Source organism: Rhodococcus sp. TAF43 (assembly GCF_052113525.1).
Classification (GTDB): domain Bacteria; phylum Actinomycetota; class Actinomycetes; order Mycobacteriales; family Mycobacteriaceae; genus Prescottella.
On the sequence record NZ_JBFRDL010000064.1, the window covers coordinates 1 to 23,194 of the forward strand.

Below are 23,194 nucleotides of genomic sequence, written 5' to 3' on the forward strand. Positions count from 1 at the left end.
GCCCCACCCAGCCTAAGGCCAGGTGGGGCACTTCGCATTCCGGCATACCAAACCGCCGTGTCTGTCCAGTTTGATACACCTATCCGCATGAAACGCATGATCACCGCACTCGCGGTCGGGGGACTCCTACTTGTCGGAGGATGTGGCAGCAACGACACACCATCCCGCAATTCCCGAGACCGTCACCGAATACAAGACCATTACCGTCACAGCGACGCCAACAACGACCGCCCCACCCACAACCACCACACAGGTTCCGGTCGTCACCACCAAGGCAGGACTGAAGACCCAGTTCGGCGGTGGTGTGTATGTCGGCGGAACCGACGTAGCTGCCGGCACCTACTACTCGGATGGCCCAACCAACCCAGACGTACCGATGTGCGCCTACACCTACCTGCCGTACAAGGGAGCGAGCTTGGGCGAAGCCGATGGCGGCAACAATTCGTTCGGTCCGACGTACATGCAGTTGGCTGAAGGGCAGATCGTGCAGACCCTCGGCTGCAACTGGGTACTCGAGAGCTAGAGCAGGTCAGCCCTTCACCGGAATACCATCCAGCCACTTCAGAACCTGCCGCCACAGACCCGGATCCTCAACTCGCAACGGATGCTCCACACGGAACTGATCCATCAACGAGCGACTCAACGGCCGCTGATCGTGGTAGGCGGCCTCAACCGCCAGCCACGCCGCAACATCGAACTCGCCGGCATCCGCGGCACTACCAGCAGCGACATCGCCGCTGCCTAGATCCCCGTCAAGCTCATCGAGGATACGCTCATACAGCCGCATCTCCGCGATGTGTGGGTCTGGTGTGTCCATGATGGATGCCCCCTCAGTATTTGAGGGTAACCGAGGGGGCACAGCGTCACTCAGCGATCAGCCGCAGCTTCCGCAGATCATCATCAAACTCGCCAGTGAATGCTTCCTCGTCTGCATCGACAACCTCAGCCTCGATCCGGTCGAGCAGCCCAGCTGGGAACCGAACACCCACAGATGCCGCCTGCGCAACCAGCGACTCGAAAGCCGCATCAAACTCACCCTCCCCCAGAAGGTTGTCGACGATCGTCCGGCCGGCATCAGAGCGGCCGGCAGCATTCACTAGCTGCTCGACCTCATCCAGCAGCTCGTCAGATACGCCAATCCAGTCCATCGACACGATTATAGRTGGCGGGTGTGATGCCCCTCAGCCAATTTAACTGAGGGGCACACCATCACCTCACATGGCGTTGCCGCCCACCCACATTGGAAGAGCCCGTTCCTTGGCTTCCTTGGTCCGCCACCAGTCGAGGGCGGCGTCCTCGTGGGAGACATCACCCCAGCCCGGTCCGTCCGGTAGAGGGGGGGCCGCCCTTTATCGACGCACGCCACAGTTCGAGCGCGCGAGCACCATCAACTTCTTCTTCAACCGTCATGCTCACCTCCTGATCTGTGCGAATGTCTGGTTCTGCTGACGGGTGCGGATGACTCGCTCAAGCTCGCGCGGGTCAGCGGTAGTGACTGGAGCATTGAACACGACAGAGTTGTCGACAATCTGCTTCGGTCGTTCCGGTACGGCGAGGTTTCCTGCGAACTGCCGCAACTGATCCGGGCTATTGAAGATCGGCTCCGGACGCGCCGACAAATTGATACCCAACTCACCAGGCTCCAACCAGCCACCATTGTCAAACACCTTGACCCGCTTCAACAGGTCCCCAACCTCAGCCGGCGCACCCTCCAGATTCTTGGACAGTGCCGACATCCAGTCACCCTGACCCGGCGTCACACCAAGCTGCGAATCAACCTGCTCCTGAGTCCAATCGCCCTCAGGGATCAGCGAGTTCCAGTCCGTGGTCACCCAACGAGAGTCACCGACACCGAACGGGATCTGCCCGAACACACCATCCAGCGCAGCATCCGACGCCCGATCAAGGAACGTCTTCGCGATCCCCCGCGCCGAATAATCCTTGCCGTCCTTCGTGCCCTTGATCGCCTCAGCAAGCGAGTTCTGGGCGCGAACCAGGTCCATGTCAGCCCGCAGACGGTCACGCTCCGATGCCTCCGGGTCGTCGTACACCTCGTTACGCCGCTCGTTCGCCTCATCAACCGAGAGTTGGGCGTCGAGACGTTCCATCTCCCGTTCGGTGTATGCCTTCGCGATACCCGGAGCCTCAGGAGCCACATACTTGCCAGCACCTGCCGCTTCCTTCTGCTTCTGAAGATCCAGAACCTTCTTCTGAGCCTTCTTCACGTCCAGATCGGCCTTGTCGAGTTCCGCCTGCGTGGCTTCGCCCTTGTTCAGCTTCTCCTGGACTTCGTTGCGGCGATCTTGCTCCTGCCGGACATTGATGCCCGCCTCTTCGAGGTAAAGGTCATCGTCCTCGGTCCACTCAACGGCCCTCCGATCGCCTGGAGTGAACGAGTTAGCGACACCACCAGCAATCATGCTGTTGGGCAGATGAAACCAGTTCGTGAACTGGCTATCTGTCGCCCCAACTGCCGGAGCCCCAATGCGGGAATCGCCGTGTGAGCCACCAGACTCGGCAGGCTGCCCACCAACGGTTGCCGCCATGTGCTCCTGCGACACGCCCACCTGGAACTGAGTCCCAGCAGGACCGAGTCCGCGCTGCAAACCAGCCAACGAACCATCAAGCAGCGAATAGGTGGTGTACAGGCGTTTCGTTGATCCGACGATGCCCATAGCGATCTGCTGTAGCCATCCAACCCAACCTGAGCAGTCCCAACCGTTCGGACCGGTTCCACCCCACAGGTACTTCACACCATTGTTCGAGCGCCCAGCATTGAGTGCTGCTTGGATGCCGTTGATTCCACCCTCAGCGAACGCAGTCAGCCCATACCCGAACCGTGCCGCAACGTCCGCGAGGATCGACGTGGAGCGTCCCCGCTTCGACTGTGCTAGCGGAATGAACGCCTCGCCACCGGTTTCACCCTCAGCCCACTGCACCAGCCCTGCACCGCTACCGGGCTGGATCTTCGCCTGCCCAGGCAGGTTCTGGATACCGCCATCCGCATAGTGGACATAGCCACCATTCGCGATGTCAGCCGCAAGATTCGCCGCGTACGCATCCGCTGCAGCCTCCGCACGAACCTTGACCGTGATCGTCCGCTGCTGATTGACGAAGTTCGTCAACCCGGCTGCCGCTTCCTCAGTCGGAGCCGTCACTGTGACCGTCTTCGTGCCAGGAATGTCCGTGATAGTCATCCCGAGCCCGAGCAGCCGATTCCTCTGATCCTCGGTCGGAATGTCGACAACGACCGACTTCGCATCGGGTACCTCGCGGACCTGCAATCCAAGCTCGGCCACATCACCCGACATGGTGCGCGTCTCGGCAGCCGTTCCACGCACCGCCGACTGAAAATCAGCCTGGATCTTCTGTGCATCGGTGAGCGCCTGATTGGACTTGGCGACCGACTGAACCAGGTTGTAGTTCTCCTCCGCGCCGCCCTTCAGCGAATGCGCTAGACCGTCCATAGTGGCCGCGCCGCCGGCAGTCATCGCACCAAGTGTCGGCAACTGCGCATTCACCAGTGCGATGTCATCGGCATTGCCCGCCAACGCACCCGACACCACCTGAGCCGTCAGACCAAGCTCAGACATCTTGTCGGAGTTCGTCTTGAAAAACTGAGACGCCTCCACAGCAGCGACACCAGCGGTCTTGACCTTCTCTGTGAACGCGGGAAGGTAGTCGCCCATGTTAAGGCTGGCCGCAGTGAGTTCCTTACCGGTGATACCCAGCTTTTCCGCCTGATCGACGGATCCGTTGTTGGCGAGTTCACGGGCCTTGTCTCCGTATACCGCCGCAGTGATCGCACCAGAACCCTGATCCAGTGCCGTAGCAAGATCCTTGGTCGCCTGCTCCTGTGCGCGTGCCTCTGCAGCCGCTTCCGCGTGCTTCCTCGCGAGACCACCGACCAGCACAGTCGCACCCGTTATCGCAACACCCCAAGGGCCGCCCAGCGCAGACATCAGACCACCGCCGGCAGTAGCCAAACCCTGCCCCGCGACCGCCGCCGTACCAGCCATGCGACCGAACCTGTCCGCGCCCGCAGCAGCATCCATGAACGTTCGCTGCAACCGGCCGATCAGAGGCGAGTGGGTGCCGAGCTGCTGCACCGCCGAACCGAACCGGCCCATCTGAACCGCTCCATAGCCGGCGACCTGGGTGATACCACCTGTTGCCGTGGCGATTCCCCGCAATGCCCCCGACACAGACACGGCCTGTCCGTTCAACGTCGACAATGGCGCACCAGTGCGGCTGATCAGGCCAGGAATCGTCTTGAACGCCAGCCAGGCTGCGACCAGACCTGTCACGATGCCTGTGTTGCTCTCCATCAAACCGGCGACAGTCTCAAGCGCCGGCACGAGGACCGATGCCGCAACCGACGACAGCGCCTCGGCAGTTGCAAGCAGAGTCTGCCAACCGCTCACACCGATAGCAGCCGATGCCCGTCCCAGCTCTTCGGCTATCCGCTTCGCGGGTGGCACGACACCCTCGAACGTGTCTTTGAGGTTCCCGCCGATAGTCACGAGCGAGTGCAGCGAGCCCTGCGCAAGGTCGGACTTTGATAGTTCCTTCCAAGCGTCGGTCAGCTTTGGAACACCCTGTGCAAAGACCTTGTCATCCAGCGCCTTCGCCAACTCGGATACCTTCGGCGCTGCAAGGTCAATCGCGCTTGTGACCCCACCGATCCCGCCACCGAGACGAGCGAACGTCGGCTTCAGAGCCTCAGCACCCAGCCGCCCAAGCGCCGCATTCATGTTCTTAAAGGCACCAGAGACGGTGTTGCCGGACTCCAGGGCAGCGCCGCCGAGCCCCTTCTCCATCGCCTTCTGGAACGTCTCGAAGTTGATCTTGCCGTCAGAGGCCAGCTTGACGACTTCCTCTGAGGACTTGCCAAGTTCCTTGCCCAGCATCTGAATCACTGGGATACCGGCATCAGACAACTGGGCGATCACATCGCCCTGAATCTTGTTCGACGCTGCAACCTTGTTGAAAATCGCGCCCATCGACCCGAGATCGGTGCCTGCGATCGCCGCAGCATCACCGACAAGCTTCAGCGTCCGCTCAAGATCCTGACCCGGCTTGATCCCTGCAGCCACAGAACCCGCTGCGATACCGGCCGCGTCGCCGAGCCCGAACGCCGTGCCCTTCACCGACGCCAGGGCGTTGTCCATGATCGTCTGCACGGTGCCCGCGTCATGCCCCAGACCACGGAGCTTGCCCTGAGCACCATCGATCGCCGATAGACGCTGAAAGCCCTTCGCGAATGCCACGCCGGCGGTCGCGCCCGCAGCAGCAGCCACACCAAGCGCGCCGGCCTTCAGCGTGTTACCAAGCCCGGCGGCCATCTTCGACCCCATGCCCTGACCGGCAACACCAGCTTGGGTCTGAATATCTTTGAACGCCGAACCAACCTGCTTCGGCAACTTACTAGTGTCAGCAACTAGGCTGACATATGCGGTAGCCAACTCAACACCGGCCATTCCGCACCCCCAATTCCCCTGTAAACAAACAAAGAAGGCGGCCCCCCGAGATGGGGAACCGCCGGTAGACCGAGTTGCTGCTACACCGACTGCTGCTGCGCCGCAACAACCTCCGCGAGAAGATCCGTGAACACATCACCCACAACCCGCTGCCGCACCGCTTCCGCATCAACCCCCTTCTCGGCGAGCATCTTCAGCGCAGTGCGCCAACCCTGAGACGCCATCAGAACCAGCGCCAGCGACGCCACCTCGTTGAACCGCTCCTGATACTTCATTGCCGAAGCAGCGATCAGCATCAGCGCCCAATCCCGGTCGCCGTCTGTCGCGATCAGCGATCCCCACAGTTCGCCAGCCGCCGCCTGAATCTCCGCGTTGAACGGATCGTTGTTCCCCATCGTCTATCTCCACTTCCGCCCGTAATCCGGGCATGAAAAAGGGGCCGCACCAAGCCGGCACAGCCCCAACACCACCGAAACGCCCCTAGCGCTTCACACCCCGACTCACGGCCTTCACACCCGACCGTGCAGCCCTCCGTGCAGCGATCACCTCGGCAGGCGACAGATTGATCCGTATGGGTGCGCAGCGTCGATCCACTGCCTTCATCACGAGCATGTACTGCCGAGACAAAGCCGCCAGATCCCGCTTCGACCCACACTCATCAATCGCCGTAGCCAACCGACGCCGCAATGCCCTGAGCGCCGTCATGTGGTCTCCCGTCAGCGATGCAGCCACCAATCCACCGTCAGCCATCAAGATTCCAGGTGTGGAAAATTCGGGTTAAGTAGGTTTTGGCAGCAATGCCTGAGGGGCCGCCATCGGTCTTGTCGAGACCCCTCCCCCACCCCTGAGGGCTGGACGGCGTCGTGCTGGTGCCTGGCTTGCCTTGTGCCGGCCTGATCATTCGTCCGCGTACTTCCGCAGCTCGGCGTCCACGCCCTTAGCGGTCATGCCGACGAACTCGTTGGGCAGTGGGAGTGCGAAGGCGAGGTTCTCGGTCATGTCGCCCTCGGGAAGGTCTCGTAGCTCCTTGAGCCCGTCTGCCGCGCCGGGGCTGGTCTCTGCGTGGGTGGTGATGGCCTCGTTCCAGTTGTGTCGGGCCGCCTGGTGGAAGATGGCCCGGCTCAGTGCAGTGTCGCCTGTGATTTGTGCCCGCTCGAGGAGCGTGATGGCGTCCTGCTGGCTGCTGATTCGGCTTGCCCGTTCGTGTGCGTCTCGGGCTGACACGATGTCGGTCGGGTCTGCGGTGACGGATCCGAACAGTCGCCGTTGGATTCGAAGCTTGTCGGCGGCGAGTCCAGTCTTGAACTGGGTTCGCAGTTCGTTCATCTGATCTCTGGACGCGACGTGCGCCTTGGCTAGCTCGCTCCGCTTGCCTTCTGCGGTGAGGCGAGGGTCCTTCCGGATGGCTTCGAGTTGGGCCTTGTGCGAGGCCTTGATGCTGTCCACGCGGTTGGTGTCCACGTAGCGTCCGATGCTGGCTTTGAAGTTTTCCACTGTCGCCTGCTGGCTCTGCGGGATGGGATGGAAGTTGATGTTTGAGGTCATTGGTGGTCCTGTGCTAGTTAGAAGGAGTTGCGGGCGCCGTGCACGGCGCGTTGTCGGGCGTTCATGTAGTTCGACTCCCGGACGTAGCCGGATCGAAGTGGGACGCGCCGTTGGGGTACGACCTTCGCCTCGACGGTCTTGCGCCATGCTGTGAGCTGGATAGCGTGTGCCTCCAACTCTTCGACGGTGCTGCCGTGGAGCAGAGTTGGGTCGACTTCGTGGGTGGTGCCGATCTGCTTCTTCAGTTCGGCCACCCGGTGCTTCTCGATCTGCTCATCACGGCGGGCGAGCGCCTGGTTCGCGGCTTCGAGTTGTTCGGTGAGGTCGGCGATCTGTCGTTGGTGTTCGAGCGCGGCGAGGTCGGGTTCGGTGCCGTCTTCAACGATCTGTTCGTTGGGCTGTCCGGTGTCGACCTGCTCCACCTCGGTGTTCTGCTCACTCACGCCAGTGCCTCCGGATCCTCTTCGAGGACATCCGCGAACGCTTCGAGGGCACCTACGATTCGGTCGATCCGATTGTCGGTTTCCTTCAGTGCGTCTCGTAGTACTTCGACTTTCGCTGCGAGGCTGTCTATCTGCTTCTGCTGTTCTGTCACTGTGACGTTCTCTTTCTCTGTAGTGATTGGCTTGGGCTGCTTCCCGTAGGTGCCTGGTCGGGACTTGGCCGGCTCTGGTTCGTCTGTCCGACTGTCCAACTTGGACAGCTTCGATGCGAGAGCGAACATCGTTCCCTCGACGCCATACCAGCGTTCGAAGCAACTGTCCTGTGCACGCCTGAACGCCGCGTCGTCCCCGTCGCGTAGCGCCTGCACCATCTCCTCAGCGGTGCGCTCGTCGCTGTCCGTCACTCGTGGCTTCGCCACTGTCCCCTCCCTGATCGTTGATTGTTTTCGTATGACTGTCACTGGCATTCGATTCCGAGTTCCTTGTGTAGACGCCGGCCGACCGTGTTCTCTCTGGTTGGGCCAACGGGCATGAGCAGGATCGTGGTGTGGTCACCGATGGTGATTCGAGCTGGGCGTGTCGAGTTAGCAGACAATTCGATGAGCGCCATGTCCTTTGAGCCGCGAGCGGCACGTGCAGCATCGGCGAGCAGACCAGGGTTCACGAGTGCCGGCACACCACCAGATGCGGATGGTGTCGCACTGAATAGGCCACGCCAGTCGGGCACCTGGTTCTCGGCACGGTCGAACGTCCACTCTGCTGTCGGTGTCGAGACTGTGAGCTTCCCGTCCTGATCGTGGATGGTTGTCTCGATCTGCCGGCGCTGGCGTACACCGCCTAGCGATTTCAGTGATGTCGTGAGTGTGCGTATGTCCGCGACATCGAGCGCGATCCGCCAGTCCTCGGGCACGTGGTCAAAGTCGGCCTCGATGGCGGTCAGTGCGAACCGGAATCGGTCGGTGGACGCGGCGAGCACTTTGCCCTTGTGGCGTTCGAGGATGACGACGTGGAGGCTGGGGTGCTTCGAGTCGCGGCTGACGAATAGTTCAGAGGTAGCGAGGAGAACCCGCAACTCTTCGGCGGTTGTGGTTATCCGCATCTGGCTCCTGACATGACGAAGGGGCACCCATCAGTGGATGCCCCTGTGGCTTCTACTTAGTCGGCGATGCAGGTTCGCCGGGTCCAGTGCTGCCAGCCGTCCCCGTCTTGGAGGCAGCACCGTTCGGTTGGGGCGCGTCTTGATCTTCGGCACCGTGGGATCTGGCATGGTTCGAGCGTGCCGTGGATGGTGAGGTCGGTTGGGATTCGTTCGATGTAGGAGGTGTCAGACATTGGCGATCACCGGTTCCCCAGACATTCGCCAGTGGCCAAGGGTGCGCCCTTGGTATGTCTCCACGCTTGCCCCCTTTGCTCCCTTGCTCTCTTCACTGTGCAAGGGTGCATTGCTGACCTGCAAGGGAGTAAGAGAGCATGAAGAGGAGATAGGGGTACTAGTGCTCCCTTCCACCGGCAGAACCCAGTACCAGCACGAGCCCTCCCGGACTGCATCAACATTCAGCCGCGCCTTCGCCCGCTTCGCCTTGTCCCTCGAATAGCCGGCAGCGTCAGCCGCAGTGAACACGTCGTTCGCCTTCTGGCGGCAGTCAGGATTCTCGGACAGGAACGCCTTCAGCCACGCGTCGATGTCGTCGCGGTCATCGCCGACTTCCCCACTCTCGGCAGCGGCAGCGGCTACGAACAGTTCGCGCGCTGACTGCTCGGCGTCTCCAGCCCAGTCCATTCGCGGCACCGTCCCATCACCATCGTCAGACGGTTCGAACACCTGGACCGACTCGATGCGGAATCGGGATGCCACCACTGGGGCAGTCACATTCGACTTCTCCGGCCCGATCACCAGTACACCGTCCTCATCTGGGTCAGGCTGTGCGAGCAGCGTCATTCGCGCCTTCTTGCGAAGCTCCGCCGTCATGCCGTACGCGTTGCGGACGTTGCCGCCCTTCTCACGATTCGTATGCCCCGACAGCAAGATCGACACCCCAGTCCTCGACGCCACTTCCTTCCACGGATGCAACGCCTGCCGAGCCTGCTGCGGATCCTTCACCGACAGGTTCGATGGCAGCGTGTCCGCCCACGCGTCGACAATCACCAACGCTGCATCCTCAGCAGCCCCTTCGACCAACTCGATGTCACGAGGAAACTCCGGAGAGCCAGACCCGTCACTATCCGTGCAGATCACCCGCACGTAGTCCAGGTCAGCGCCTGCCGTCTCAAGGCGGGGACGCGCGATGGTCGCCCAGTCGTCCTCGGTGAGCACGAGCACAACATTGCTCGGTGGCCGCTGCGGGATGCCGAACGCCTTGAACTCCCGCCCGGTCGTGATGATCGCCGTCAGCCAGACAAGGAACAGGCTCTTGCCGATCCCCTCGGGACCCAGCATGTAAGTGACTGCGCCTGATGGGAGCCGCCCGGTGGCGAGCCATTCCATTCGGCGTGAGCCTTCTAGGTCGGTGGCCTTCCACACCTGGGGGTCTGGAATCTCATTCCAGTTCGCGTCAATCAATAGTTCCTCTTCTCGTCGTCCGCGAGTTATGCGGCACCATGTCTCAATCAGTCAGCTATGCCGGTGGCCTACAGGCCGTAACGCTCGATCGCCTCACCCAGCGCCCCATGTAGGGCTCGGATCTCGTCCTCGTTCAGTCGCCACTCGCGGGTGATGGCGGTCGGGACCACCCGGTACAGAGTTCGGTCCGCCCTCGGCGAGTAGTGTTCGAGCACGTTGTATGTACTGTTGCGGTAACTCATCTCTCGGTTCCTCTCGGTGTGTTCAGGCCATGTGAGCAAGCGGCCGGAGCAGTCGGTCAAGTTCGGCGCTATCGACTCGGATCATTCGGTTACCGACGCGATAGGCCTCGATTCGGCCGGCAGATATGTACCGGCGTACTGTTCGCGTCGAGCAGCCGAGGTAGGCGGCGGCGTCTCCGATCGTGACGAGACGAGCATTCATGTGGAACTTCCCTTCGGGCATGCTGATTCAGCCCGGCAGCGTGGAAGCTGGGGGCCTTTATGGTGCGTTCGGTTGACCGGTCAGACGGTGAGCTTCGGCCTGCCCTGCAACGGTCGGTCCATGTACCGCCTCCGCTGGAGTTCTGCGCACGCCTCGACGTCGCGACGTCGGTACATCGTTCGACCAACGCACTGCCGATACTCTGGAAGGTCGCCCCGCTGACGCCAACGGCGGAGAGACCGCGCCGACGTACCCACAAGCAGGCAGGCTTGGGATTCATTCAGCCACTCCACAATTCACCTCCCCCAAGGCATGACAGAACCACGATGTGATTCCCAGAATTAGTGTTGGCCGACGTTGGCCATGACTTCAAAAACCATCTTAGACAGTCGTCATGACACAGTGTTTTCTTGCCACTCGCGACGCACGGAAGCCACAAACGTATGTGACACTCCGACCTGCCGAGCGATCGCCCGATTACTCGCTGTCGAATCCTCTTCCAGCAACCGGAGAGTCTCAGCGCGAGCCTCTACCTTCTGCGGACGACCCGGACCCGCCTGTCGACTGACATGCCGACCCTTGTGCGAGACATGTAGGGCCGCTCGAATATCGAGCCGGTTGTATGACCAGCGGACGCCGAACTCGTCCCGCTTACTGACAGCCCGGACGATCCCCTGCCGACGCCAACGCTGCAACGTTGATGGCTTCCGGCCGATGAAGCGCGCGGCCCGAAACTCGTCCATCCAGGTCTTCCGATCCTGGTCAAGCGCCCGCACTCGCGCGCTGTCACCAGCATCTTGAGCGCGCCGGTACGCCGCAGCGATCACAGCATCCGTTTCCTGCCGGACTGCCCGCTCAGCGACCCCACAACCGTGGGCAGCGTCAACCTGCGCCCGCAGCTTCCGGATTTCTTCTTCTGATAGGACCACGGCCCCCCTCGGCTTCGAACTTCCGTTCGACTAATTTGAAGACGGTACACCTAGAGGCCACCAGAAACGCACAACCCGAGATCATGCGAGCGACATAGCCGATATTCGCAGGTTGACTGCCCGTCTTCTGCGATCCCAGAGAATCCAAGCCGACATGCCATCGGAGTTCACCATCTGCACTCTCGGCTACTCCCAGATGCCCTCCACCAGTGACCGGTTCCGCGCCGCAGTGCTGTGCGTATACCGGGCAGACATCGCCGACGACGTGTGACCCATCAACACCATGTGATCCGCCAACGTTGCACCAGCCTGCGCAAACAACGTGGCCGCAGAGTGCCGCAGATCGTGGAACCGCAACTTCGGGTGCCCAAGGGCCGCCGCACCACGCTTAAACCTCGGACGCACCGTGTTGTCGTGCAGAAGGTCCGCAGTATCCGCCGGGAACATCAAGCCACCACGACCAGGGGCAGCGTGCTCCGCGATATGCGCAACCAAGATGGGACGAAGAGCAGACGGCAATGGCACCGTACGCATCGCCGCCTTCGACTTCGGCGGGCCAACCACGAAATGACCCTTCATCCGCACCGCCGCACGGGCGACCGTCACCGAGCAATCCGACTCGGTCAACGTGAAATCAGACCGCCGTAGCGCCGTCAGCTCACCCCATCGAAGGCCACCGAAGCCAGCCACCAACACCAGCGCGCGCCACTGCGCCGGCATGGAATCGGCCAACTGGCGGATCTCGGCGGCAGTCAACGCAACAGGCTCGATGACCCGCGTCTTCACCGCAGCACGCTTGACGCGGCACGGGTTCGCCGGCACCAGCTCGTCATCAACGGCCTGGTTGAATATGGTCCGCAGGAGCGAGAAGGCGTTGGCGTTGCGCGTCGGGTAGTGATCCAGACTCGCGTACCACCTCCGAACATCCTGCACAGTCAAGCTCTCGAGTGGCACCGATCCAAGTTCGGGCAGGATGACGTTGTCGAGATAGCCACGGTTGAGCTGCCGGGTTCGCGGCTTGTGCCGCCCCTTCGTCTCGGTGTACCAGCGTTCCGCGTACTTCTTGACCGTAAGGACATCCTTCGGCTCAGCATCGAGTTCCGGCGGCGTCCAAGCGTCAAGGTCGATCTTGCGGCGCTCGCCGGCCAACCAAGCGACAGCGTCGTCCTTCGTTTCGAACGTGCGAGGAGCCTTATGCGGCAATCCGTCAGGGCCGGTGTACCGGGCTTGCCAGCGGCCGGACGATGTTTGGCGTGGCGCTCCGAAGCCGCGTCTGGTTCGTGCCATGTCTGTGCCTATCTCCTGCCTAATAGGAGTTATCGCGTGTCCGCTTGCGTCCACTTTAGGCACAGTGTAGCGTCGCCAATCACCAGCACAAATAGGACATTGTCGCTGGTAGACCCGCTCCGAGCGCGTCTAGGCATGACAGGTTCGAATCCTGCCGAGGGCACCCCCGAACTTCTGCCGCTCCCTCGTCGCGGCGCCGCACCCCCGATCGGCGACGCGACGCCGCCAGAACCGGTGCGGCAGCTACGACACCCGCACCGTGGCCGCCCCGTCGAACACCCGCACGCCGTGCTGGTTCACCGTGGCGACGGCGAGATCCAGCAGGGCCGCCCCGTCCTCGGCCCGCCGACCGGTGACCTCCACCCGGGCCGTGAGGGTGTCGCCGGGCCAGACCTGCGAACTGATCCTCCCGCCGAAGGACCGCACGTTCGCGTGACCGAACCGGTCGGTGACCGCCCGTCCGCTCATCCCCATGGTGAGCATGCCGTGCGCGAATACGCCCGGATAGCCGCGCTCGCGGGCATAGACGTCGTCGCTGTGCAGCGGATGGAAGTCACCGGACGCGCCCGCGTACATCACGATCTGGGCCCGCGTGAGGTCCGCGACGAGGGGCACGCTCCACGCGCTGCCGACCACGAGATCGCCGTCGTCGCCGTCGTCGACACCCTCGGACTCGGCGGTGGGACTCGGATTCGGCTGTGCGACAGGGTCGGCTGCGACCGGCGGCGTGTGCTCCACCATCGCCTGCACCCATCGCGCGGTGGCGACGAGCGCGCCGTCGGCATCGCGGTAGTCGGTGAGGGTCTCGCTGAAGGTCATCGTCCCCGCCCGGCGACCGCTCTTGCGCCACGTGTCACCGGGGCGATCGTCGGCGGTGAGGACGTCCCCGGCGCGGACCGGGCGGTGAAACGTGAAGTGCTGCTCCATGTGGAAGCCCGCCTGCTGGTCCGGCTCGCGCCGACGCGACGCGATCCAGGCAACGCCCGGCCGCGGACGACGCGCGTATGCCGGGTCGAAGTGGTCGGCGGCCATGAGGAAGGTGGGCGGGGCGACGAGGGCGTCCGGTCCGGACACCGTCAATCGGTCCACGTCGGTGTACGCGGGCTCGGGGTCGCCGATCGCGCGCGCGAACTGCAACAGGTGGGAGCCGTGCACGACGAGTCGGTACATGCTGCTCACTTTCCGACGGAGAGAACGATCTTGCCGAAGAAGCCGGACGACTCCATCAGCTCGTGTGCGGCGGATATCTCCTCCAGCGGCAAGACCGCGAACACCTCGGGCGTCACCGATCCCCGCTCCACCAGCCGCAGCAGTGCGGTCAGGGTCTCCCGCACCTGCTGTTCATCGGGGCGGCCCACACCGAGCACCGACAGCCCCCTCTCGAAGACCCGTCCCAGATGCAGTTCCGCGAGATGTCCCGCCGTGACACCCGTGGTGACGTAGCGGCCGAACGGACGGAGCGAGCGGATCGCCGCCGAGAACACCGGTGCGCCCACGTGATCGAGGACGACGTCCACCCCCTGGCCGGCGGTCAGGTCGCAAACGCGGGCGACGATGTCGTCGTTGTGATGATCGATCACCGCGTCGGCTCCGAGTTCCACAGCACGCTTACGCTTCTCGGGGCTTCCCACCGTGGTGAACACCCGGCAGCCCGCGGCCCGCGCGATCTGGATCCCGAAGCTGCCCACCCCGCTGCCGCCGGCGAACACCAGAACGTCCTCGCCCGGGCGGATCGCGGCGCGACCCACCAGCGCGTCGTAGGCGCTGCGGCCGGCGGTCGGGATCGCCGCGGCCTGCTCGTACGAACACCCGGCGGGCATCGGGAACGTCCAGGACGCTGGCGCGACCGCCAGCTCGCAGTGCGCGCCGCGCCGGCCCATCGCCACCACGTCGTCGCCGACCGAGAGCTCGGGCCGCAGCCTGCGCGCCTCCTCCCCCATCGCGACGACGGTGCCCGCCATGTCGCGACCGCCGACGTGGGGTGGGGTGACCCGCATTCCGTGGGAGCCCTCGCGCCAATAGACGTCGACGCGGTCCAGCGCCGACGCCCGCACCCGAATCAGGACGTCCGACGGCCCCGGGACCGGGTCGGGAAGTTCGCCCACCCGCAGTACCTCGGTGCCGCCCTGCTCGTTGTGGAACGCGGCGCGCATGATGTCGGCCTCCTCGGATCGGTGCGCCCAAGGTACTCGGCCGCCGTCATCGTGAACGTCTCACAGGCGGCTTGGATGTCTGCGCGTCGATTCCGTTGAGCGAGATCGGGGCCCGGGCGAATCGTTGTCAGTCCCGCGTGACCGGCCGCTGCAGTTCGGTGACCCAGTCGTCGGTGTTCTCCGAGTAGACGAGGTACCGCTCGCGGGCCGGGCCGTCGGCGCGGTAGCCGTTCGCCTCGATCCAGTGCTCGAGCGACGCCCACGCCGGGAGCACGTTCTCCATCGAGCCGCGGTGCTCGAGCGTCGCCGCACGCGGAATCTCTGGCAGATCCACGACCGCGAAATCTCGTCCCGGTCGCTCATCGGGCCCGACGGGAATCGCGGCATGGACGACGACGTCCGCCCCTGCCGGGGTGCGCTCGTAGTAGGCCAGCGCCGGCCCGATGCCCCGGACCTCGTCCCGCGCCAAGCGGTCCATCAGATCGTCGAACAGCAGTTTGACGACCGGACCGACATGCTCGGGGTCGAAGCCGGCCGCGACCCCGGTGAGCTCTGCCACCCGCAGACCGGGCAGTGGCTTGACGACGATCTCACTGTCCGACATCGCGCGCACCTCTCCGTCGACACTCCCGATCAGGCACCCGATTCCAGTTTGCACGGGTGGCCGTCGGTCGTGTCAAGCGGCGGGAAGCGGTGCACTCACGTCACCGAATYGGTCGTCTCCAGCACGACAGGATCGTTCGCCTCCTCGCACGCAGCGACGACGAACGCCTCGTGCGCCTCCGACGCCTGAGCCTCGGTGGCGTACCGGCGATGTCGAAGTGTCGTGTGATCGCGATCGAACACTGCGGTCTCGAAGATCAGCGGAGGTTCGGCCACCTCCCCGAGGTCGACGCCCACCCACACCGTGGAGATGTCGCGTATCCAGTCCAGGTCGGACATGTCCATCACGGTTGTCGCCCGGATCCGGTCGTACCCCGGCCGCCCCAGTAGCCGCTCGGCCTCCTCTTGCGGGATCGGTCGTCCGTCCCGGTCGTACCACTGCCGACCCGGTTCCACCCCGTCCGTCATCGCCTCACCTCCATCGTTCGGCACCAGCGTAGAGCCGAAGCCCCGGCTGCATCGGACGATACCGATAGTGGAGAAGCTTTTGCATCCCAACTACTTTCGGCAGTTCGTACGCCAGCAGACACGAGTGCGGTCACCTACGGCGGCTTCTTCGCCGAGCAGCTATCTATGCCTTCTGGTATAGATTTACTAAACACTTTGGAGGAGACAAGATGCTCCCATCGAGAGAGGAAACAGCAGCCGGCCCGGTACCACCGAGGTTCGGTACATCGCTTCCGAGATCCGCGAAACCACTCCGCGAGGTTCGGTGGCCCGAAAGAGAGACGAGTGTCATGGCACGCAAGCACGAGTACTTCACCGACCTGTACACCGACGCCCTGATCGGGTTCGCCGCCTTCACCCACCTGCCGGCGTCCGTCGTGCGGACCCCCGCGGGCTACGCAATCCGCGCCGATGCCGGCTTCGGGCGCTTCCTCCTCGCCACCAACGGCGATCAGGGCCTGGCCGAGGCCCGCACCGACCTCGACACCTGGACCGTCGAGATCCACGAGAGCACCCCTACCGGGGCAGATGTACTGGCAACGGAAACCGACCGCGACCTGGTGGCCGCGTACGGGCGCGCGGTGGAGCGCCTCGAATTCGAGGGCTCGTGGTCGCCCGTCGAGGTCGCGCTCGACCGCCCCGTCACCATCGTCGAGGGCGCCGCATGACGCTGTGAACTCGTCAGTCCTGATCAGCTGCGACCGGTGACTTCACGAGCTCGCCGAACTTGGCGTCCGACTCGATCCACTTTCCCGAGTTGCGCAGCGTGTCGAGCGCCTGATCGAAGGCGTCCACCAGCCACTCGTTCTCGGCCTCGGCGAGCAGTTCGTCCTCGGTGACACTGTGGGACTGCTGGAAGAAGGCCACGTGCCAGGCCTCGATCGCGTCGACGTCGTTGGTCAGCCCGTCCTGCGCGTTGGTCGCAAGAACATAGCGATTGAACTCGAAGTCGACGCGGATCGCGTACCGGCCCGCGGTGTTCACGACATTGGCGKGACGGTGYGTGGCGGCCGCGAGCGCAATCAGGGCGTCGGTGTAGCGATCGGCGTGTTCCTGCGTGCGGGGCATTTGCCCTCATCTCTTCCTTGAAGTGGCCCCCGTGGAACCCACGGTGGCAGCCGCGCATGGGACTCGAATTGGCCCGCCCGTTGCGTTTCGCCCGCTCGATCGTAGCGTCCGCGACGACGATTTCCGCAAGTCAGGGCCCGTCTGATGGCGCCGTAGGAGGTTACCTATGTACTGACGACACAGGTTTCGATCACAGGATCCGTCAGCCCGACCGCTGCGATCGACGTCCGACGCACGATCCGCAGCACTGCACGAAGCGGAGGATTCGATGAGCACTGATACCCGCAAGCACTCGACCCGCGGCCCTGGCTCTACCGCGGCGCCTTCCGCCAGGGGCGGGTACGGCACCTCGGTGGCCGCAGAACTGTCCGRCATCGGTCCGCAGACCCTGCGCCTGTTCGAACGCCGCGGCCTGCTCGCCCCGGACCGCTCGGAGGGAGGCACCCGCCGGTACAGCCGAGACGATCTCGATCGGATACGACGCATCACCGAACTCGTCGAACTGGGCGTTAACCTGACCGGAATCCGCGAGATCCTCGCGCTCGAGGACCTGGTGTCCGTCCTGAGCAACGAGAACGCAGACATGGCGGAGGACCGTTCCGCCCCGAGAGACGTCTGATCGACACTCAGGTGTTCTCGAGTCGGACGTCCGCGGGAGACTTGTCGTCCCGCACCCCGCGCCAGCTCGGGTGCCGCAACCGGCCGGCCTCGGTGCGCTCCCGATACCGCACCTCGCCGACGATCTTCGGCGTCACCCACACCGTGTCGCCGCGGCCGACGTCCGGCACGTCGTCGACGAAAGGGCTCGTCTTTCGCTCCAGGGGCGCCAGCATCGACGTCAACCGGTCGAGGTCGCGCTCGCTGAACCCGGTGCCGACCCTGCCGATGTAACGCAGCCCCGCCTCCTCAGGAATACCGAGCAGCAGCGAACCGAGCACCGCGTGCCGTGCGCCTCGCCCACGTCGCCACCCGCCGATGACCGCCTCCTGGGTGAGCCAGTTCTTCGTCTTGATCCACGCCGATCCCCGCTTGCCCGGCAGATAGACCGAGTCGCGCCGCTTCGCCACAACGCCTTCGAGGTCACGACTGCGCTCGCGGACCTCGGCGACCGACCCGGTCAGCTGGGGCGGCACCACCAACCCGTCGACGGCCGCGGCCAGCGCGTCGAGGATGCGACGCCGGTCGTCGTAGCGCTTGCGGACCAGGGAGATCCCGTCGAGGTAGAGCACGTCGAACGCCCAGAACTGCGGCGCTCCCCCAGCCTGCAGCGCGGGAAAGCTGGTCCGCCCCTGGCTGTCCAGACTCACGACCTCGCCGTCGAGCACCACCCGGTGCCCGTCCAGCGCCCGCGCAAGGGATTGCAGTGCCGGGTACCGATCGGTGACGTCGTTTCCCTCCCTCCCCCGCAATCGTATTGCGTCGCCGTCAAATTCGACGATCAACCGGATGCCGTCCCACTTCCCCTCGAACGCCCACTCGTCGGGGTCGAGACCATCGAGGGTGCCCGCGGTGGCGAGCATCGGGGCGAGTCCGCGCGGCAAATCGGTGCGGGCGCCGTCGCCGTTGCCGTCGCTCTTCATCAGATGCATCAGCCACTGGTCACCCTCGGTGCGGATGAGCGCGTACCGGCCCTGCACTCGGCTGCCGAAGAGTCGGACGATCACCTCGTCGTCCCGCCACTTCTCCGGTTCGTACGTTCCGGCGTCCCAGATGCTCACGGTGCCACCGCCGTACTCCCCGCGGGGAATGCTGCCCGAGAAACTCGCGTACTCGAGCGGGTGGTCCTCGGTGTGCACCGCCAGGCGGTTCTCCTTCGGCGACGTCGGCACACCCCGCGGCACCGCCCACGAGACCATGACGCCGTCGTGCTCGAGTCGGAAGTCGTAGTGCAGCCGCCGAGCGTGGTGTTCCTGGATGACAAACGAGTTTCCTTCGCCGCCTTCTTCTTCCGTCCGCGGTATCGGCTCGGGTGTGCGGTCGGGGTCGCGCTTGCGGCGGTACTCGGCGAGCGGATCCAGTGGCGGGTCCAGGCCGGCGAGCAGGTCGCCGTCGCGGCGGAACCGGTCGAGTACCTCGTCGAACCGCAGGTGCCGCAGATCCGGATCCTCGAGTTCCTCCCATGCGCGCGGCGCCGCCACCGTCGGCGCGGAACGCCCGCGCATCGAGTACGGCGCGATGGTGGTCTTCGCGGCGTTGTTCTGACTCCAGTCCAGGAACACCCGTCCACCGCGCACCGACTTCGCCATCGTCGCCGTCACCAGGTCGGGGTGCATCTGCTCGAGACTCGTCGCCACCTTTTTCGCGACCGTCGACGCACCACCCGGCGCCAGCGCCCGGTCCAGCGGGACGTAGACGTGGATTCCCTTGCTGCCGCTCGTGACCGGGAACGCCGCCCACCCGAGGGTCGCGACCAGGTCACGGACCGCGAAGGCCACCCGCGCACACTCGGCCAGCCCGACGCCGTCACCGGGGTCGAGGTCGAACACCAGCCTGGTCGCGGGCCCCGGCTCGTCGTCGACGAACCGCCACTGCGGCACGTGCACCTCCAGCGCGGCCTGCTGGCCGATCCACGCGAGCGCCGCTGTCGAATCGATCAGCGGGTAGCGGACCGTCCGATCCTTGTGATGCACCGCCCTTCGGCTGAGCCATTCCGGGGCGGACTCGGCGAGGTTCTTCTCGAAGAACGACGGCTCGTCCACGCCGTTGGGCCAACGCTTCCGGGTGACCGGACGGTCGATCGCGTGCGGGAGCAGCGCGGGCGCGATCGCAGTGTAGTAGTCGATCACCTCGCCCTTGGTGGTGCCGGTGGCCGGGTACAGCACCTTGTCGAGCCGGCTCACCGTCAAGCGTCGACCGTCGATCGTGCGCGTCGGCATCCGGGGTACCTCCCGTCACGGAATACCCACATTGTGCGCCGCCGACAGGCACCATGTCCTGCTCTTTCCTCCACCGACCAGGGCCACCCCGTCCGCGACCTCGTCCCGAGTGCACGGATCCGCTTTGTCACCGCCGACTGTCGATGCGGCGACGCCCACCGAAATCGCTTGCCAGCCCGATCAGCTCGCCCGCAGCGGGGTGCAGTGGGCCTTGCGAACTCCACACCGCGCGCAGTGTCCGTTCGAGATCGAGCCCCTCGACGTCGACCACCACGAGGCCGCCCGACGCGACGCGGTCGGCGACAGCGAGCGCGCTCAGCACCGCCGGCCCCACTCCAGCCAGGACGCTACTGCGAATCGCACCCGAGCTACCCAACTCGAGGAGCGGAGGACAGCGCGGATACCTTTCGAGTGCCACATCCAGGGTGGTGCGGGTTCCCGAACCCGGCTCTCGGACGATCAACGGTGTCGTGGCCAGTTCAGCAGCACCGACCGGTCGGCCGCGTGTGGCCCACACATGCTCGGGATGGACGACCACCACCAGACGATCCCGGGCAACCGGAACACTCCTGATCTGTTTGGGAATCTCGGGCGACTCCACGAACCCCAACTCGCACGATCCGTCCGAGACCTGTTCGAACACCCGCAACGAGTTCTGCACTTCCAGATGAATTGTCAGATCGGGATGCGATTGCCGAAAGCGGACGAGCCACAGCGGCATCAGATGTTCGGCGACGGTCATACTCGCGCTGACCCGAAGTCCGCGCGATCGCTCCGCCCGCAGGCCGTCGACGGCTTCGAGCAACTTGTCCATGTCGGCCAATATCTTTCGGGCCCAGTGCGCAACCACCAGGCCATTCGACGTCAAGACCGAACCGGTAGTGCTGCGCCGCACCAACGTCATCCCGAACTTGCGCTCCAACTGGGTGATATGGCGACTCGCATTCGGTTGCGCCATCCCGACCAGCCTGCCTGCGGCACTCAAACTTCCACTGTCGGCGATGCCGACCAGCAACTCGAGAGCAGTGTGATCGAGCGACCGACGCGACATGCGACAACTGTATGGCCGACCGCGCTTACATATCAATTCGGTATGACCCGTTGCTCAATCGGTCTCTACCGAACAGCCGGTCGACGAAGGATTGTCGTAGTATGAAATCCGTACTGGGCCAATCCGACGCCTCCAGCGCTGCGTCTCCATCCCCATCCGGCCCATCACGTCTGGACTCGGCGCGCGCCTTGGTGCCGGGCATTGCGTTGTCCGCCGGCGCTGCCGTCGTCGCCATGGGCGTCAGGCACTTCGTCCCCACGCTGAGCCCGCTGCTGATCGCAATCGTGCTGGGCGCCCTCACTGCCAATCTCGTCGTTCTGCCGGCGAGCTTCGGCGCCGGAATCACTTTCTCGTCCAAGAAGCTTCTGCGCGTAGGCATTTCCCTGCTCGGACTGCAGCTCGTGCTGGGCGACATCCTCGGCCTCGGGTGGGGCGTCATCGCAATGGTCGTGGCGATCGTCGTCCTCGGAATCGTCGGAACCATGTTCGTGGGCAGCCTGTTGGGCCTCTCCTGGACCCAGCGGGTGCTCATCGCCTGCGGCTTCTCGATCTGCGGAGCCGCGGCAGTTGCCGCAGCGGACGGCGTCGTCGAAGCCGACGAGGAGGAGGTCCTCACCGCCGTTGCACTGGTCGTGATCTTCGGCACCCTGATGATCCCGACGATCCCCTTGATCTCGAGTGCAATCGGTTTCGACGACACCGAAGCCGGGCTGTGGGCCGGCGGATCGATCCACGAGGTCGCTCAGGTCGTCGCCGCCGGCGGCATCATCGGCGGTGCAGCCCTCACCGTGGCAACGATCGTGAAACTGGCCCGGGTCCTCATGCTCGCCCCGGTCATGGCTGCCCTCAGCATCATGCAACGCAGACGGACCATCGGCCAGGGCACCACGACCAAACGCCCACCACTGATTCCGCTCTTCGTCCTGGCGTTTCTCGGACTGGTCGTCATCCGTTCGACGGAAGTCCTCCCGACCGGACTTCTTTCGGCTGCAAGCTCACTGCAGACTGCGCTGCTGACCGCAGCAATGTTCGCGCTGGGTGCAGGCGTCCGCATCGCCACGATCAAGAAGGTCGGAATCCGGCCGTTCATCCTCGCCGCGGCGTCCACCGTCTGGGTCGCGGCCATCGCCCTCGTCGGAGTCATGATGGTCTGATCCGGGGACACCCCGAAACGAACCACGGGCCTGCCGCGCACGACGTGCGCGGCTCGACGGACGCCACCCGTGCGTGGCCGCGCACGCGCGAACCACCCGGGACCGGAGAGGGGAACCGCACCCGGTCGAGTCCGTAGTTCACGGCCGCGGTCACGTTCTCGACGCGGATCAGATCATCGAAGAACCGTGACAGCAACGACAGCGTGAGGTAACCGTGGGCGATCGGACCGCCGAACGGACCGTCCGCCGCGCGCACCGGATCGATGTGAATCCACTGCCTGTCCTCGGTACAGTCTGCGAACGTGTCGATCCGGTTCTGGGAGACCGTCACCCAGTCGCTGGCGCCGAGGTCGGTGCCGACCGCGGAGCGCAACTCGTCGAGAGAGGTGAATACCGCCATCACACTCCTCCCGCCAGGGTCAGGCCACCGTCGACGACCAGAGTCTGCCCCGTGATCCACGCCGYGTCGTCGGACGCGAGGAACGCCACGGCGGCAGCGATGTCCTCCGGCTCGCCGAGCCGTCCCAGCGGGTAGTCGGCGGCCACCTGCTCCTCACGCCCCTCGTACAGCGGACCGGCGAACCGTGTCCGCACGACCGCGGGCGCGACGGCATTGACTCGCATCGTCGGGCTGTTCTCGGCCGCCAGCTGCGCGGTCAACGCGATCACCGCGGACTTGCTGACTCCGTAGACGCCGATGTCGGTCGCCGGCCGGAGCCCCGCCACCGAGGCGACGTTGACCACCGCGCCGACCGCCCCATCCAACTGCTTCCGGAAGTGCCTGGCCCAACCGATCACGCCGAGCACGTTGACCCCGAGGATCTTTCGCGCCGCGTCCAGGTCGGTGTCGAGCACCGGCCCCGAGACCGGGTTGATGCCGGTGTTGTTGACGAGGACGTCCAACCGGCCGAAGACCTCGACGGCCCGCGCGATCGTCTCGGCCTGGTGGGTCTCGTCGTCGGCCCGCCCAGCGACGGCGAGCGCCACCGACGGGCCGCCCAACTGTTCGACGGCGGCGTCGAGCGCGTCCTGGTTGCGCGCCGTGATCACGACGCGCGCGCCCTCGTCGACCAGGCGCTGCGCCACCGCGAGAC

The 23,194-nt window shown here is 64.6% G+C and carries 26 protein-coding genes; 4 read left to right on the forward strand and 22 right to left on the reverse strand.

The features are described from left to right. The first annotated feature begins 142 nt into the window (after window positions 1–142). On the forward strand, window positions 143–523 hold the full coding sequence (locus tag AB4Z09_RS26290; RefSeq protein ID WP_442241058.1) for a hypothetical protein: 381 nt from the start codon (window positions 143–145) through the stop codon (window positions 521–523). A 6-nt stretch (window positions 524–529) separates the two neighbouring features. Here the strand turns inward: AB4Z09_RS26290 and AB4Z09_RS26295 are convergent, their stop codons facing one another. The 17 genes from AB4Z09_RS26295 to AB4Z09_RS26375 form a co-directional block, all read right to left on the reverse strand. Further along, window positions 530–817, reverse strand: a complete 288-nt coding sequence (locus AB4Z09_RS26295; RefSeq protein ID WP_442241059.1) for a hypothetical protein — start codon at window positions 815–817, stop codon at window positions 530–532. Window positions 818–863: 46 nt separating this feature from the next. Then, the gene (locus AB4Z09_RS26300) at window positions 864–1,148 is read right to left on the reverse strand and encodes a hypothetical protein (protein WP_174908662.1); all 285 of its coding nucleotides are present in this window, start codon (window positions 1,146–1,148) and stop codon (window positions 864–866) included. A gap of 264 nt (window positions 1,149–1,412) precedes the next feature. After that, window positions 1,413–5,423, reverse strand: coding sequence for a tape measure protein (locus AB4Z09_RS26305; protein WP_442241060.1), 4,011 nt, complete (start codon window positions 5,421–5,423; stop codon window positions 1,413–1,415). A gap of 137 nt (window positions 5,424–5,560) precedes the next feature. Beyond that, window positions 5,561–5,875, reverse strand: a complete 315-nt coding sequence (locus tag AB4Z09_RS26310; protein WP_174908654.1) for a hypothetical protein — start codon at window positions 5,873–5,875, stop codon at window positions 5,561–5,563. A 502-nt stretch (window positions 5,876–6,377) separates the two neighbouring features. After that, window positions 6,378–7,025, reverse strand: coding sequence for a hypothetical protein (locus AB4Z09_RS26315; RefSeq protein WP_174908652.1), 648 nt, complete (start codon window positions 7,023–7,025; stop codon window positions 6,378–6,380). 17 nt (window positions 7,026–7,042) lie between these two features. Continuing rightward, window positions 7,043–7,468 (reverse strand): hypothetical protein, encoded by a 426-nt coding sequence (locus AB4Z09_RS26320; RefSeq protein ID WP_174908650.1) that lies wholly within the window; start codon window positions 7,466–7,468, stop codon window positions 7,043–7,045. After that, the gene (locus AB4Z09_RS26325; protein ID WP_174908648.1) at window positions 7,465–7,935 is read right to left on the reverse strand and encodes a hypothetical protein; all 471 of its coding nucleotides are present in this window, start codon (window positions 7,933–7,935) and stop codon (window positions 7,465–7,467) included. The genes AB4Z09_RS26320 and AB4Z09_RS26325 overlap by 4 nt, the downstream gene beginning before the upstream one ends. Further along, window positions 7,926–8,567: a hypothetical protein gene (locus AB4Z09_RS26330; RefSeq protein WP_174908646.1), complete on the reverse strand. Its 642-nt coding sequence runs from the start codon at window positions 8,565–8,567 to the stop codon at window positions 7,926–7,928. Before AB4Z09_RS26330 ends, AB4Z09_RS26325 begins: the two co-directional genes overlap by 10 nt. Before the next feature lie 225 nt (window positions 8,568–8,792). Next, window positions 8,793–9,989: an AAA family ATPase gene (locus AB4Z09_RS26335; protein ID WP_442241067.1), complete on the reverse strand. Its 1,197-nt coding sequence runs from the start codon at window positions 9,987–9,989 to the stop codon at window positions 8,793–8,795. Between the two features lie 107 nt (window positions 9,990–10,096). After that, window positions 10,097–10,270, reverse strand: a complete 174-nt coding sequence (locus AB4Z09_RS26340) for a hypothetical protein (protein ID WP_174908641.1) — start codon at window positions 10,268–10,270, stop codon at window positions 10,097–10,099. A gap of 22 nt (window positions 10,271–10,292) precedes the next feature. Continuing rightward, window positions 10,293–10,493 (reverse strand): helix-turn-helix domain-containing protein, encoded by a 201-nt coding sequence (locus AB4Z09_RS26345; RefSeq protein WP_174908639.1) that lies wholly within the window; start codon window positions 10,491–10,493, stop codon window positions 10,293–10,295. A 59-nt stretch (window positions 10,494–10,552) separates the two neighbouring features. Next, window positions 10,553–10,765, reverse strand: a complete 213-nt coding sequence (locus AB4Z09_RS26350) for a helix-turn-helix domain-containing protein (RefSeq protein ID WP_217487191.1) — start codon at window positions 10,763–10,765, stop codon at window positions 10,553–10,555. Window positions 10,766–11,587: 822 nt separating this feature from the next. Continuing rightward, window positions 11,588–12,550, reverse strand: coding sequence for a tyrosine-type recombinase/integrase (locus AB4Z09_RS26355; protein ID WP_442241061.1), 963 nt, complete (start codon window positions 12,548–12,550; stop codon window positions 11,588–11,590). Between the two features lie 381 nt (window positions 12,551–12,931). Then, window positions 12,932–13,858 (reverse strand): FAS1-like dehydratase domain-containing protein, encoded by a 927-nt coding sequence (locus AB4Z09_RS26360; RefSeq protein WP_174908635.1) that lies wholly within the window; start codon window positions 13,856–13,858, stop codon window positions 12,932–12,934. A 5-nt stretch (window positions 13,859–13,863) separates the two neighbouring features. Further along, window positions 13,864–14,841 (reverse strand): quinone oxidoreductase family protein, encoded by a 978-nt coding sequence (locus AB4Z09_RS26365; RefSeq protein ID WP_174908633.1) that lies wholly within the window; start codon window positions 14,839–14,841, stop codon window positions 13,864–13,866. A 127-nt stretch (window positions 14,842–14,968) separates the two neighbouring features. Beyond that, the gene (locus AB4Z09_RS26370; RefSeq protein WP_174908631.1) at window positions 14,969–15,445 is read right to left on the reverse strand and encodes a GyrI-like domain-containing protein; all 477 of its coding nucleotides are present in this window, start codon (window positions 15,443–15,445) and stop codon (window positions 14,969–14,971) included. Between the two features lie 95 nt (window positions 15,446–15,540). Next, window positions 15,541–15,912, reverse strand: a complete 372-nt coding sequence (locus tag AB4Z09_RS26375) for a hypothetical protein (protein WP_442241062.1) — start codon at window positions 15,910–15,912, stop codon at window positions 15,541–15,543. 329 nt (window positions 15,913–16,241) lie between these two features. Here AB4Z09_RS26375 and AB4Z09_RS26380 point away from each other — a divergent pair, with 329 nt between their 5' ends. Continuing rightward, complete coding sequence (locus tag AB4Z09_RS26380; protein WP_174908627.1) at window positions 16,242–16,619, forward strand: hypothetical protein; 378 nt, start codon at window positions 16,242–16,244, stop codon at window positions 16,617–16,619. Between the two features lie 13 nt (window positions 16,620–16,632). Here AB4Z09_RS26380 and AB4Z09_RS26385 read toward each other — a convergent pair whose 3' ends face one another. Then, complete coding sequence (locus AB4Z09_RS26385; protein WP_442241063.1) at window positions 16,633–17,019, reverse strand: hypothetical protein; 387 nt, start codon at window positions 17,017–17,019, stop codon at window positions 16,633–16,635. 268 nt (window positions 17,020–17,287) lie between these two features. Between AB4Z09_RS26385 and AB4Z09_RS26390 the strand changes: the two genes are divergently transcribed. Further along, window positions 17,288–17,638 (forward strand): MerR family transcriptional regulator, encoded by a 351-nt coding sequence (locus AB4Z09_RS26390; RefSeq protein WP_442241064.1) that lies wholly within the window; start codon window positions 17,288–17,290, stop codon window positions 17,636–17,638. 7 nt (window positions 17,639–17,645) lie between these two features. Here AB4Z09_RS26390 and AB4Z09_RS26395 read toward each other — a convergent pair whose 3' ends face one another. Together AB4Z09_RS26395 and AB4Z09_RS26400 are read right to left on the reverse strand one after the other, a co-directional pair. After that, complete coding sequence (locus AB4Z09_RS26395) at window positions 17,646–19,895, reverse strand: ATP-dependent DNA ligase (protein ID WP_429520289.1); 2,250 nt, start codon at window positions 19,893–19,895, stop codon at window positions 17,646–17,648. A gap of 127 nt (window positions 19,896–20,022) precedes the next feature. Next, window positions 20,023–20,946, reverse strand: a complete 924-nt coding sequence (locus AB4Z09_RS26400; RefSeq protein WP_174908620.1) for a LysR family transcriptional regulator — start codon at window positions 20,944–20,946, stop codon at window positions 20,023–20,025. A 101-nt stretch (window positions 20,947–21,047) separates the two neighbouring features. Here AB4Z09_RS26400 and AB4Z09_RS26405 point away from each other — a divergent pair, with 101 nt between their 5' ends. Next, window positions 21,048–22,100 (forward strand): YeiH family protein, encoded by a 1,053-nt coding sequence (locus AB4Z09_RS26405; protein WP_174908618.1) that lies wholly within the window; start codon window positions 21,048–21,050, stop codon window positions 22,098–22,100. Here the strand turns inward: AB4Z09_RS26405 and AB4Z09_RS26410 are convergent. Both AB4Z09_RS26410 and AB4Z09_RS26415 read right to left on the reverse strand, forming a co-directional pair. Next, a complete protein-coding gene (locus AB4Z09_RS26410) occupies window positions 22,087–22,500 on the reverse strand; it encodes a MaoC family dehydratase (protein WP_442241065.1) in 414 nt (137 codons plus the stop codon). The genes AB4Z09_RS26405 and AB4Z09_RS26410 overlap by 14 nt on opposite strands. Further along, window positions 22,500–23,194 (reverse strand): SDR family oxidoreductase (locus AB4Z09_RS26415; protein WP_442241066.1); only part of this gene is annotated, 695 nt, incomplete at its 5' end. The genes AB4Z09_RS26410 and AB4Z09_RS26415, both read right to left, overlap by 1 nt.